Origin of the sequence: Synechococcus sp. HJ21-Hayes (assembly GCF_024345835.1) — a bacterium.
Lineage (GTDB): Bacteria > Cyanobacteriota > Cyanobacteriia > PCC-6307 > Cyanobiaceae > Vulcanococcus.
Map to the genome: position 1 here is coordinate 1 of NZ_JAGQBW010000034.1, position 11,712 is coordinate 11,712.

12 protein-coding genes are annotated in these 11,712 nt (G+C 65.8%); 3 read left to right on the plus strand and 9 right to left on the minus strand.

Annotation, left to right across the window (positions count from 1 at the left end; all coding sequences use genetic code 11):
- Window positions 1–972 (minus strand): LysR substrate-binding domain-containing protein (locus KBZ14_RS15435; protein WP_255119238.1); only part of this gene is annotated, 972 nt, incomplete at its 3' end.
- Window positions 973–1,149: 177 nt separating this feature from the next.
- On the opposite strand from KBZ14_RS15435, the gene KBZ14_RS15440 reads away from it, so the two are divergent.
- Entirely contained in the window at window positions 1,150–1,815 is a 666-nt protein-coding gene (locus tag KBZ14_RS15440) for a hypothetical protein (RefSeq protein ID WP_255119239.1), read from the plus strand.
- Between the two features lie 21 nt (window positions 1,816–1,836).
- On the opposite strand, the gene KBZ14_RS15445 is transcribed toward KBZ14_RS15440, so the two are convergent.
- Both KBZ14_RS15445 and KBZ14_RS15450 read right to left on the minus strand, forming a co-directional pair.
- Window positions 1,837–2,766: an RNA polymerase sigma factor, RpoD/SigA family gene (locus KBZ14_RS15445; protein WP_255119240.1), complete on the minus strand. Its 930-nt coding sequence runs from the start codon at window positions 2,764–2,766 to the stop codon at window positions 1,837–1,839.
- Window positions 2,767–2,947: 181 nt separating this feature from the next.
- The gene (locus tag KBZ14_RS15450) at window positions 2,948–4,540 is read right to left on the minus strand and encodes an NAD(P)H-hydrate dehydratase (protein WP_255119241.1); all 1,593 of its coding nucleotides are present in this window, start codon (window positions 4,538–4,540) and stop codon (window positions 2,948–2,950) included.
- A gap of 163 nt (window positions 4,541–4,703) precedes the next feature.
- On the opposite strand from KBZ14_RS15450, the gene mnmA reads away from it, so the two are divergent.
- Window positions 4,704–5,834 carry a tRNA 2-thiouridine(34) synthase MnmA gene (gene mnmA / locus KBZ14_RS15455; RefSeq protein ID WP_255119246.1) on the plus strand — a complete coding sequence of 377 codons (1,131 nt, stop codon included), beginning with the start codon at window positions 4,704–4,706 and terminating at the stop codon, window positions 5,832–5,834.
- A gap of 25 nt (window positions 5,835–5,859) precedes the next feature.
- On the opposite strand, the gene KBZ14_RS15460 is transcribed toward mnmA, so the two are convergent.
- Genes KBZ14_RS15460 through KBZ14_RS15470 form a run of 3 tightly spaced genes read right to left on the minus strand, consistent with a single transcriptional unit; the run spans window position 5,860 to window position 8,053 of the window.
- Window positions 5,860–6,105 (minus strand): 2Fe-2S iron-sulfur cluster binding domain-containing protein, encoded by a 246-nt coding sequence (locus KBZ14_RS15460; protein WP_255119242.1) that lies wholly within the window; start codon window positions 6,103–6,105, stop codon window positions 5,860–5,862.
- A 14-nt stretch (window positions 6,106–6,119) separates the two neighbouring features.
- Complete coding sequence (locus tag KBZ14_RS15465) at window positions 6,120–7,625, minus strand: cobyric acid synthase (protein WP_255119247.1); 1,506 nt, start codon at window positions 7,623–7,625, stop codon at window positions 6,120–6,122.
- Window positions 7,626–7,651: 26 nt separating this feature from the next.
- Window positions 7,652–8,053 carry an Npun_F0494 family protein gene (locus tag KBZ14_RS15470; protein WP_255119243.1) on the minus strand — a complete coding sequence of 134 codons (402 nt, stop codon included), beginning with the start codon at window positions 8,051–8,053 and terminating at the stop codon, window positions 7,652–7,654.
- A gap of 31 nt (window positions 8,054–8,084) precedes the next feature.
- Between KBZ14_RS15470 and KBZ14_RS15475 the strand changes: the two genes are divergently transcribed.
- Window positions 8,085–8,666, plus strand: coding sequence for a Maf family protein (locus KBZ14_RS15475; RefSeq protein WP_255119248.1), 582 nt, complete (start codon window positions 8,085–8,087; stop codon window positions 8,664–8,666).
- On the opposite strand, the gene KBZ14_RS15480 is transcribed toward KBZ14_RS15475, so the two are convergent.
- The 3 genes from KBZ14_RS15480 to KBZ14_RS15490 all read right to left on the minus strand — a co-directional run.
- Complete coding sequence (locus KBZ14_RS15480) at window positions 8,641–9,705, minus strand: YcgJ family protein (RefSeq protein ID WP_255119244.1); 1,065 nt, start codon at window positions 9,703–9,705, stop codon at window positions 8,641–8,643. The genes KBZ14_RS15475 and KBZ14_RS15480 overlap by 26 nt on opposite strands.
- A gap of 120 nt (window positions 9,706–9,825) precedes the next feature.
- A complete protein-coding gene (psbC, locus tag KBZ14_RS15485; RefSeq protein ID WP_255119245.1) occupies window positions 9,826–11,214 on the minus strand; it encodes a photosystem II reaction center protein CP43 in 1,389 nt (462 codons plus the stop codon).
- A partial coding sequence (locus tag KBZ14_RS15490) for a photosynthetic reaction center family protein (RefSeq protein WP_488657343.1) occupies window positions 11,198–11,712 on the minus strand: 515 nt, incomplete at its 5' end. The genes KBZ14_RS15490 and psbC, both read right to left, overlap by 17 nt.

Here is an 11,712-nt window from a genome sequence, read left to right on the forward strand (position 1 = left end):
CGCTGGTCTCAATCTGCTGCGCCTGGCCGGTTTCGACTCGATCCGCGAGGGCCTGCAAGCGGTGATGCATGACATCAAGGCACTGCTGGCGATGGCGCGACGACAACCAGAGCTCAACCCGTGACCAGACTTTGAATCAGCCCTGGCTCGGTTGCGCAGATGGTTCAGTAGATGCTGAATCTCCGCCTGTTCGCTGAGGTCGCGCAGAACGATCAGGGCGATGCAATCCTGAATGCCGGTGGGCCAGTCGAGGGCGCTGAGGCCGTAGCTGAGATCTGTGGATAAGGCATTCACGGGAATGGAGGCGAGGCCTGTGCTGGCCCTGCCCTCCCAGTCATGAAATGCATAGGTGTCCAGTTTGATGGTTTCGCGCCAGAGTCCGCGTTGCTTCAGGAGGGCACCGAATTGTGGGTAGTACGCGCTGGCTAGCCCCAAGGATGGGTACTGGATCAGATCGCTGGTGGTGAGGCCGGATTCCCCCACCAGGGGATGGTTGTTGGCGCAGGCCATGCGCAGGGGGATGTTGGCGATCTCGTAAACGGCGAAGATCGGATCATCCTGGCCGGGTAGATCCGGCTTACTGCAAGAGATCCAGGCATCAATCACCCGCTCCTGCAAGAGCTGCATGGGGCGTTGGATACCGATCCGGCCCCGGCGTCCGCTAATCCACTGGCTCGGGAGGTCTACCAGGATCTGGCGGCCCGCCCAGTGGTCGGATTCCAGCCGGAGCCGCTTGGTTTTCAGTAACCGATACAGCTGATGAACTTGTCGTTCCAGGCTGAGTAGCAGGCTGTGGGGCTCGGTGCCCCACTCGTTTCTGCTTTTCCGCAGGCTTACGCCCAACACATCGGCCGCATGGGCCGCTCTGCGGGAGATGGCACTTTGGCTGCAGTGGCTGTGTTGGGCTGCATGTTCGCCCGAGCCAAGCCAGATGAGATAGTCCAGGGATTGGAGAGCCTCTGGTGTGAGCATCCATCGGGAAAACCTGGCGACCTTTCTAGGTGTAATTCCTTTTTAATGGCGATCTGCCTTGTATCCATCGCTACCCGCATCATGGGATGCGGACCGGTCTTTGTTTGCTCATTGGAGGGGTGGATAGAATCTGCGAGGTGATCGAGTCTTTGTTGTCATTGTTGCGGTATTGCGTTGATGAGTGAGGCGCTGAGAGTACGGGCGTCTCCCTTGGCCGCGCTGGAGGCCATCGCGGTGATTGCTTCCAATGCCCGCGACTGTGATTTGCGTGTGGCCCGGGTGCTGCCCGTACGCGATGCCTATCCCCTGCTGAATGGACAGGACTACGCCCACAAAACAGCGTCCCTGCAAGTGGGCAGCCTGGGAGTGGCTGTGGGCCTCGGTTCCTCCTTTTGTTTTGAGGTGGACAACCACGAAGTGGTGACCTTTCTGCTCTCTTCGGGAGGGCGAACACGGGTGCGCCTTGGAGGGGCTCTTTATGGCAGCAGTCCTGAGCAGCCCGGCCTGTTTCTGCCGGGTGAGGCCTATCACTGTGAGATCAGTGAGGCCAATGGTTTTGTGGTCACAGTTCGGCCCGAACGATTAGCCAGCGCGGCCCTGGCGATGGCTCAGGAGATCGGTGCTGACTCCGTGGATCTCACCGTGCTCCAGAAACCTCTGGAAGTAGACCTGCAGACTGGCCGATCGGCCCATCTGCTGGCTCTGCTCAGCAACACCCTGTTGATGTTGGATGGTCTGCACGCCGCATCGGTTCTCGAGTTGCAGAGCAAAGCCCTGGAGGATCTGATATGTCGTCAGATCGCAGGCTTGCTGATCCCTCGGCTGGTGGATCGCCGCTGTTGAGTGCAGTGATCCACCAGCTGCTCAGATTGAAGAGGGTAGCCGCCGCGTGAGGTGGCGCAGTTTGCGCAGGGCCTTGAGTTCCACCTGCCTGACCCGCTCGCGGGACACATCCAGCATGCGGCCGATCTCCGCCAGGGTGTGGCGTTCTTCGCCTTCGAGCCCAAAGCGCAGCTCCAGGACCTGGCGCTCCTGCTCGGTGAGGTAGGTGAGCCAGCGACCCAGCTGCTCCTGGTGAATGCCCCGCTCCACCTGCTCGAGGGGCTCGGCGTGGCTGTTGTCCGCAATCAGATCGCCCAGGAAGCTGCGGCCTTCCTCTCCATTCACCGGTGCATCCAGGCTGGAGGTGGTGAGGGCCTGACGCAGCAGGGAATCCAGCTCCTCGATGGGCATGCCCATCTCCTCGGCAATTTCCTTGCGGCTGGGCATGGCTCCCAGCTTGTGGGCCAGATCCAGGCTCACCTTGCGAATGGCAGTGAGCCGCTCAGACAGGTGCACCGGTAGGCGGATGGTGCGCGACTGGCAGGCGATGGCTCGGGTCATGCTCTGGCGAATCCACCAGAAGGCATAGGTGGAGAACTTGTAGCCACGGGTGGGGTCGAATTTCTCCACGGCGCGCTCCAGGCCGAGGGAGCCCTCCTGGATCAGATCCAGCAATTCCAGCCCTTTGCCTTGGTATTTCTTGGCCACGCTCACCACGAGGCGCAGGTTTGCCTTCATCATTCGTTCTTTCGAACGGCGACCCACCCGGATGGTTTTCTTTTCCTTGTCGCTGTAACTCTCTCCCTTGTCTTCTTCCACCAGGCGCATCATTGCCTGCACCTGATTGCCTAGTTCAATTTCTTCAGATGGAGTTAGCAGCGGCACGCGGCCGATGGTGGACAGGTACCAGCTGATCGGGTCATTGCCCCGGCGTCGGCTGGTGCCGCTCGCCGAGAGGCTGGAGGCTGTCATGAGCCGGGTGCTGGAAAGTCCAGAAAATCTCCTATGAAATCGGTGAGTGGATCGGTTGCTTCAGTAACGCTTCAGCTTTCAGCCGCAAAACAACACATTTCAGGATGAAACTTGCGCATTTGTCAGCATTTGCGCTTCTACTAATTTTCTAAAGGTGCTCTTTTGCTGCTTTGTGCTGTTTTTACATCGCTCCCGCAGCAAGGGCTGTGGCGATGGCCATGGGGGTGCCGCCGCCCATGCCTCTGTTGGCAACCGCCCGCAGGCCTGCTGCGGCGTGGTTCAGGGCTGCGGCCGCCAGCAGCACCGCGTCCCCCGTGGCCGCCAGGGCGGCACGCCCCGCTGCGTAGCCCGCCAGCACGTCCCCCAGACCCGCCCGCGCCGCGTGCACCTCGGCCTCCAGCAGCTGCCAGCGGTGTCCATCGGGGCTGGCAACAACGGTGTGGGCGCCCTTCAGCACCACGGCGCAGCCGCTGGCCTGGGCCGCCGTCGCCGCCGCCTCGAGGGGCGGCTCCCCGGCGAGCTCTGGAAACAGCCGATCGAATTCCCCCCGGTGGGGCGTGATCCAGCTGGGCCCGCGGCGGCCTTGAAGCCAGTTGCTGGGCTCCCCCCGCTGGGCCAGGCGATTGAGACCATCGGCATCCAGTAGCAGCAGGCCCTCGAACCGTTGCAGTTGGTGCCAGGCCTGATGGTCGGCGGCCAGTGCCGCCTCGCCATCAGTGGCGTCTGGCCCTGGGCCGATGCCGGGGCCGAGGGCCACGGCGTCCAGACGCTGCAGGGCCGTGGCGGGCAGGTCGCCCAGCTGCACGCCGCCCTGGTGCAAGCCGCCCAGGCTGGCGCTGAGCACGACATGGGGCTGCACGCTCCAGAGCTGCTGGGCTACCGCCGCCGGCACGGCCGCCCGCAAACTGCCGCATCCGCTGGCACTGGCCCCCGCCAGGCACAGCTGCGCTGCACCTGGATAGGCCGGACTGCCGGCGATCACCAGCAGGCGCCCCCGCTGGTACTTGCCCGCAGCCGTTGCGCTGCTGGGCCAGGGCGCTGAGGCGGCATCTCCGGGCCGCAGCCCCAGGGGCTGGTGTGGCTCCAGGGATTGCAGCAGCTGTGGTGGCAGGCCCAGGTCGATCCGTTCCAGCTCTCCCACCCAGGCGAGAGCCTGGTCCTGCACCAGCCCCTGCTTGAGCAGACCGATGCAGGCGGTGAGGCCGGCGCAGGCCGCCTGGCTGCCGAGCCGTTGGCCGCTGTCGGCGCAGAGGCCGGTGGGCACATCCACGGCCACGAGGGATCCGGGGCGCTGCTGTTGGCGGGCGGCCAGCAGGTTCTCCAGACCCTCCCAGCTCTGATCAGGGCGGCGGGTCTGGCCGATGCCGAACAGGGCGTCGATCCACAGCGCCCGATCAGCGGCCTGCGGAGGCTGCTCCAGGCGCGGGATGCCCAGCCACAGCGCGTGGCGCAGGTGGGCGGCCGTGAGCGGTTTGAGCCGCTCGTACGGACACCAGATCCGCGTGGCCACGCCCGCCAAGTGCAGTTCCCGGGCGATCACCAGGCCATCGCCGCCGTTGTGGCCGGGCCCCACCAGCACCACGGCTCCGTTCTGGTGCAGCTGCGGGCCCATCGGGCCGAGCAGCAACCGTTGGGCCAGGGTCAGGGCCGCCTTCTCCATCAGCGCCTCCACCGGCAATCCGCTGGCGAACAGCTGCTGCTCCAGGGCCGCCATCTGGGCCGAGCTCACGAGCAGGTGATCGGCGTCGCGGGGGGGCCAAGACAGCGGCAGCACGGCGGTTGGGGCAGGGACGTGTCAGCGGTACACCCTGCGGTTCCATGATGGAAGAAAAGTCCGGTCTGTCCCCCTGCAGGCCGGCAAGTGTGCTGGTTTGGCCCGTTTTTCCTCTCCCCCCGTTGCCGCCCCAGAGGGCGCGGTTGCCGCCGTGGCGGCCACCATGGCTGGCGCCGAGGCGATCGAGCGCCTGCAGGCCTGGCCAGGGGAGCATCGCGTGGCGGTAGGGCTCTCCGGTGGGGTGGACAGCTCCCTCACGGCCGCCCTGCTGGTGGAGGCTGGCTGGGAGGTGGAAGGGCTCACCCTCTGGCTGATGAGCGGCAAGGGCGCCTGCTGCGCCGAGGGCTTGGTGGATGCGGCCGCCATCTGCGAGCAGCTGGGGGTGCCCCATCACGTGGTGGATTTCCGTGAGCACTTCCAGCAGCAGATCGTGGACTTTCTGGTGCAGGGCTATGGGGCTGGCGTCACGCCCTTGCCCTGCTCCCGCTGCAACCGGGAGGTGAAGTTCGGCCCGATGCTGCGCTGGGCCGCCGAGGAACGGGGCATTGGCCGTATCGCCACGGGCCACTACGCCCGGGTGCGCCATGGGGCCGTGAGCGAGAACGGCCGCCATCAGCTGTTGCGGGGGCTCGATACCCGCAAGGATCAGAGCTATTTCCTCTACGACCTGCCCCAGCAGGCTCTCGCCCATCTGGTGTTCCCCCTGGGGGAACTCACCAAGGGCGATACCCGCGCCGAGGCCGAACGCCATGGCCTGCGCACGGCCCACAAGCCGGAAAGCCAGGACCTTTGCCTGGCCGACCACCACGGTTCGATGAAGGCGTTCCTGGATGCTTACCTGCCCCCGCGCCAGGGTCAGATCGTGATGAGCGATGGCCGCGTGGTGGGCCAGCACGATGGCATCGAGCACTTCACCATCGGCCAGCGCAAGGGGTTGGGGGTGGCCTGGAGTGAGCCCCTGCACGTGGTGCGGCTCGATGGCCCTATGAACCAGGTGGTGGTGGCACCGCGGGCGGAAGCCGCCCGTGCCGATGCGCTCGTGGGGGCGGTGAACTGGGTGTCGATGGCGCCGCCTCAGCAGCCCCTGGAGGTGGAGGTGCAGGTGCGCTACCGCAGTAGCCCGGAGCTGGCTCTGCTGACCCCGCTGCCGGCCACGGACGCCGACGAGGCGGCCGGCCGGCCCCACCGTTGCCGCCTGGAATTCCGCGAGGAGCAGTTCTCGATCACCCCTGGGCAGGCGGCGGTGTTCTACGCCGGTGAGATCGTGCTGGGGGGCGGTTTGATGCAGGGCTAACGGCCGCGCCGGCCGCAGTTCGGCGCTACCAGTAGGGATCGCTGGCCTGCTCCACCCGCAGCTCCCCGCTTTTGCTGGCGGGTACCGTGGCGATGCAGGCCCGAACCGTGGTGCCATTCACCTCGATCTCACAGGCGCCGCAGCTGCCACCCATGCAGCCCGTGGGGATGCTCCAGCCCGCTTGGTGAGCTGCGTCAAGCCAGTCGGTGCCTGGGGCCGCCTGGGTGCTGGGGCCGTGGGGCCAGTGGATGGTGATTGAGGCAGAGGACATGGCCGTGGCGGTGTTCAGGGCTGGAGCAGTGGGGTGAGATCCACGTGGGCTTCAAAGGCATCGGCCAGGCGGTCTAGCAGGGCCTCCCGCTGGCGGCTGTGGTGGGGCTGCTGTTCGGATAGGGGCGCCAGACCCTTGCGGTGGCGCAGCTGATTGAGCCAGCGGCGGCGCCATGGGCCGCTCTCGAACACGCCGTGCAGGTAGGTGCCCGCCACCAGGCCGCCCTGGTGGCCATGGGTCTGCCACCAGCCCAGTTCCGCATCGGTGGCCAAGGCCCCGGCGCTGGCCGTCGCGTTGGGGCTGATCGGCGTGCTGAGGCCTCGGTGGAGCTCGAAACCTTCCAGTTCCAGGGGCGTGGGGCCGGCTGGCCAGAGGGCCTGGCTGCGGCGTTGGCGCAGGGCCTTGGTGCCGCCGAACTGGGTGTGCAGTGGCAACAGGCCAAGCCCTGCTGCGCTGCTGGGGCCCTGGCCCTGCTCACCGCCCTCTAGCCCCTCAGGATCCTGCAGTTGGCTGCCCAGCATCTGCATGCCCCCGCAGATACCGAACACCTGGCCGCCGGCCTGCACGTAGGCCTGTAGCGCCTCCGCCAGGCCACTGCTGCGCAGCGCCGCCAGATCGCGCAGGGTCTGCTTGCTGCCGGGCACCACCACCGCATCGGGCTGGCCCAGCGCTTCACCCGGCGCCACCCAGTTCAGCTGCACCGTGGGTTCGGCCTCAAGGGGATCGAGATCGGAGAAGTTGCTGAGGGATGGCAGTCGCAGCACGAGGATCTCCAGCTCTGCGCCGCGTTTGCGGCCCCGGCGCTCCAGCAGGTCGAGGGAATCTTCTGGGGGGAAGAGCTCATCGAGCCAGGGCATCACCCCCAGCACCGGGATGCCCGTGTGGCTCTCCAGCCAGCGCCGCCCCTCATCGAACAGCTCACGGCGCCCGCGGAAGCGGTTGATCAGCAGGCCCCGAATCAGCGGACGCTCCACCGGCCGCAACAGCTGCAGGGTGCCCACGAGCTGGGCGAACACGCCGCCACGCTCGATGTCGGCCACCAGGAGGCAGTTGGCCCGCAGGAATTGGGCCAGGCGCAGGTTGGTGAGGTCGCGGGATTGCAGGTTCACCTCCACGGGGCTGCCGGCCCCTTCCAGCACCAGGCGCCCGCCCACTGGATCCGCCTGCAGCTCGCGGAGCCCCTGGCGGATGGCGGCCCAGCCCGGCCGGAACCAGTCGCGGTAGTAGTGCTCGGCCCGGCACTGGCCCACGGAGGCCCCCAGGTGGATCACCTCACTGGTGCTGTCGCCCTGGGGTTTGAGCAACACCGGGTTCATGGCGCAGCGGGGTTCCTGACCCGCGGCCCAGGCCTGCAGGGCTTGGGAGTAGGCCATTTCACCCCCGGCCTGATCCACCCAGGCGTTGTTGCTCATGTTCTGCCCTTTGAAGGGCAGGGGGGTCTCGCCGCGGCGGCGTAGCACCCGGCAGAGGGCAGCTGTCATCAGGGATTTGCCGGCGCCACTGCTGGTGCCGAGCACCATCAAGGGCCGGGGCGCGCTCACCTGCATCACAGCCGGGGCCGGTGGCGCCGCAGGCTCTCCTGCAGGCGCAGGGCCAGGTTGGCGGCGGGGATATCCCCCGGCCAGCTCTGCAGCACCTGGCGCCCGAGTGGCGTGAGCCGCACCCGCTCCGTGAGGCCCTGGCCGTCCACTTCGCGCCGCAATACCCCCAGCTGGATCAACCAGATGAAATGGTCTTCGGCGCGGGAGGGGGTCAGCCGCCGCAGGCAGAGGCGGGCCCAGTCGGCGCTGCTGCACAGGCTCACGCTGCTCAGGGCCTGGGTGTCCAGCTGTTCGTAGAAGGCCCGCCGGAAGGGCAGGCAGCGCAGGGAGTGGCAGGCCCTGCGCAGGGCTCGCTGCTCGTTGGCGTCCATGGCGGCCGTGGCTTCGAACCTTGCAGGCACTGCCATTGTCTTGCCTCACCCCATCGCCCTGCTGGCCGTGCTGCTGCTCGCCTCTGCCTCTCCTGCCAGGCGCCGCCTGCTCGAGCAGGCGGCGATTCCCCATCGGGTGCAGGTGAGCGGCGTGGATGAAGCGGCCATCACCGATCCCGATCCGCGGCGGCTGGTGCAGCGGCTGGCGGAGGCCAAGGCCCGTGCGGTGGCGCACCATCAGCCCGATGGCCTCGGCGTGCTGGGCTGTGATTCATTGCTGGTGTTTGACGGGGAGGTCTTCGGCAAGCCTGCGGACCCCTCCGAGGCCAGGGCGCGCTGGCTGCGGATGGCCGGCGGTTGGGGTGAGCTGATCACTGGCCATTGCCTCATTGCGGGTGGCCATGAGAGCGCCGAAGACATCCCTCGACTCGCCGCGGTGGTGACCCGCGTTCAGTTTGCGTCGATTAGCGCGGCGGAAATTGACGACTATGTGGCTACTGGGGAACCGCTTCAGTGCGCTGGTGGCTTTGCCCTGGAGGGGCGGGGTGGCTTGTTGGTAGAGCAGATCGAAGGCTGTTTCAGCAACGTGATTGGCTTGAGCCTGCCGCTGCTGCGCGGGTGGCTTACTGGCCCAGCAAACTGTCAATGAAGCTCCCCAAGGTGAGGCCGCTGTTGGATGCGCCCTGGGGTGTCACGGTAAGAACCCGATCCGACCAACTAAAGCTGATGGTGCGGCCCTGGTCTCGCACTTGTAATGGCCAAGTCTTGCCTTGGGGATCGGTGAGCACGTAAGTGCCACCACGCGGCCTGTTGATGCTGTAGCGCGTGCCATCCTGAAGGCTCACCTCCAGGTTGCGACCCTGGCTGTTTTTGCTGTCGCGCACGTCACAGCTCCCGCGGAACAGCGTCTTGAACCAGCGGGTGATGCTGCACTGGCCAATCCGGGTCTGGCTCCCGCTGCTGGCAGTACTGCCCCCCCCACCAAAGAGCTGGTTGGACAGGAGCCCATCGACCCGTTGCCGGCTCCAGCCATCACTCCAGCAGGTGCGGGCCATCACATCGCACGCGCTGCCGTTGCTCAATTGGAACTGCCTTGGAGGAGCCTGGCCGGCCAGGTTGCGTATGGCGGTTTGTTCGGCAAAGGCCCCGAAATACTCTCGGGTCAGACCGAAGGAGAGGCCAGTCTGGTCGTAGCAGAGCTGGCCTACGGGATCACAAAGTACCCCTGATTTGGGGGTCTGCAAACCCTGGAGTCCGTTGCTGGCTGTCGGGCTGGATGAAGGCAGCGAGCCAAACAGCTGCTGGGTGAGCTTCTGTGCCACTTGGGCTTTTTGCCAGCCATCGCCCCAGCAGGTGGCGATGCCCACATCACATACAGCACCGTTACTCAGCCGAAACGCGTTGCTGGCTGGTCGGTTGCGCAGCTCGCTCATCAGCCGGTTCGCTGCGATGCTGCCGAAGTAGCTCTGGGTGTGACCCACCGACGGACCCTGGCGGTCGTAGCAGGTGGAACTGACCTGGTCGCAGATCACACCGGGTGTAGGGCCGATGATCCCCCCCTGGGATTGGGCCGCGGCAGGCCCCCACCCGAGGCTGCCGCTCAGTAATCCAGCAGTGAGCAGGCCGATCCAGGTTGCTGGGACGGCCGCGCTCGGGCAGGGGTTGGCGTCAGGCAGCGGACATCGCATCCAATCAAGCCAGTCACTACCGAAAAGCTACGCAGCTTGGAAGCCGGTCGCAAGAAAAAAGCCCCCGCCGTGAGGCAGGGGCTGAACGGTGTGTCTGAGCGACGGCAAAGCAAGCGTCGATCAGTCGAGGTCTGGCATGGCCAGGGTGGGCTCGGCCTTGCGATCGATGCCCTTCTCGAAACCGGCAGCAGCAGCGCGGGCGCGGCCGGCGTGCCAGAGGTGACCCACCAGGAAGAAGAAGGCGAGCACGAACTGGGTCGCGGCCAGCCACTGGCGGATGTTCACGAAGTTCACCGAGTTGGGCTCGGTGATGATGCCGCCCACGGAGTTGAGGGAGGCGTTGGGGGCGTGAGTCATGTACTCAGCCGCACGGCGCACTTGCCAGGGCTGAATGTCGTTCTGGAGCTTGTCGAGGCTCAGGCCATTGGGGCCGCGCAGCGGCTCCAGCCAGGGACCACGGAAGTCCCAGAAACGCATGGTTTCACCGCCGAAGATGATCTCGCCCGTGGGGGAGCGCATCAGGTACTTACCCAGACCGGTGGGGCCCATGGCCGAACCGATGTTGGCGCCGAGGCGCTGGTCACGCACCAGGAAGGTGAAGCTCTGGGCCTGGGAGGACTCGGCGTTGGTGGGGCCGTAGAACTCCGAGGGATAGGCGGTGTTGTTGAACCAGATGTAGGCCGAGGCGATGAAGCTCATGAAGCTCAGGGCGCCCAGGCTGTAGCTCAGATAGGCCTCACCGTTCCAGATGAAGGCGCGACGCACCCAGCCGAAGGGCTTGGTGATCACGTGCCAGATGCCACCGAAGATCAGGGTGAGACCCAGCCAGATGTGGCCGCCGATGATGTCTTCCATCGAGTTCACCCCGATGATCCAGCCCTCGCCGCCGAAGGGGGCGCGGGTGAGATAGCCGAAGATCACGCCGGGATCCAGGGTGGGGTTGGTGATCAGGCGCACATCGCCGCCACCGGGGGCCCAGGTGTCATAGACACCGCCGAAGAACATGGCCTTGAACACCAGCAGCAGCGCACCCACACCCAGCAGGATCAGGTGGTAGCCAATGATGTTGGTCATCTGGTTCTTATCGCGCCAATCCTGCGAGAAGAAGGCGGAGTAGTTCTCCAGAATTTCGGGGCCGCGCAGGGCGTGATACAGCCCGCCGAGACCAAGCACGGCGGAGCTGATCAGGTGCAGCACACCCACCACAAAGAAGGGGTAGAGGTCGGTGACCTCACCACCGGGGCCCACGCCGTAGCCAAGGGTGGCCACGTGGGGGAACAGGATCAGGCCCTGTTCGTACATGGGCTTGTCGAAGGTGAAGTGGCTCACCTCGAACAGCATCATCGCGCCGGCCCAGAAGACCATCAGGCCAGCGTGAGCCACGTGGGCGCCCAGCAGGCGACCCGAGAGATTGATCAGGCGAGCATTACCCGACCACCAGGCATAGCCGGTGGAGTCGAGGTCCTTCCCGCCGATCCCGGACAGGGAGGGATTAGAGAGCGTTACCACGGGGCAGAACCTCTTCAGGGAAGACGAAGTTTTCGTGCGGCTGGTCAGCCGGTGCCATCCAGGCACGCAGACCTTCATTCAACAGAATGTTCTTCGTGTAGAAGGTCTCGAATTCGGGATCCTCAGCGGCGCGGATTTCCTGCGACACGAAGTCGTAGGCGCGCAGGTTGAGGGCCAGGCCGATGATGCCGATGCTGCTGGTCCACAGACCCATCACCGGCACGAACAGCATGAAGAAGTGCAGCCAGCGCTTGTTGGAGAAGGCGATCCCGAAGATCTGGCTCCAGAAGCGGTTGGCCGTCACCATCGAGTAGGTCTCTTCTTCCTGGGTGGGCTCGAACGCCTTGAAGGTGTTCGCCTGCTCGGAGTCTTCGAACAGGGTGTTCTCCACCGTGGCGCCGTGGATGGCGCAGAGCAGAGCACCGCCGAGGATGCCGGCCACTCCCATCATGTGGAAGGGGTTGAGGGTCCAGTTGTGGAAGCCCTGCAGGAACAGCA

Coding starts and splice junctions, on each gene's coding strand:
- KBZ14_RS15480 (WP_255119244.1), bottom strand. CDS start 9,705: ATGCGATGTCCGCTGCCTGACGCCAACCCCTGCCCGAGCGCGGCCGTC.
- KBZ14_RS15445 (WP_255119240.1), bottom strand. CDS start 2,766: ATGACAGCCTCCAGCCTCTCGGCGAGCGGCACCAGCCGACGCCGGGGC.
- KBZ14_RS15465 (WP_255119247.1), bottom strand. CDS start 7,625: ATGGTGCTCGGCACCAGCAGTGGCGCCGGCAAATCCCTGATGACAGCT.
- mnmA (WP_255119246.1), top strand. CDS start 4,704: ATGGCTGGCGCCGAGGCGATCGAGCGCCTGCAGGCCTGGCCAGGGGAG.
- KBZ14_RS15460 (WP_255119242.1), bottom strand. CDS start 6,105: ATGTCCTCTGCCTCAATCACCATCCACTGGCCCCACGGCCCCAGCACC.
- KBZ14_RS15440 (WP_255119239.1), top strand. CDS start 1,150: ATGAGTGAGGCGCTGAGAGTACGGGCGTCTCCCTTGGCCGCGCTGGAG.
- KBZ14_RS15470 (WP_255119243.1), bottom strand. CDS start 8,053: ATGGCAGTGCCTGCAAGGTTCGAAGCCACGGCCGCCATGGACGCCAAC.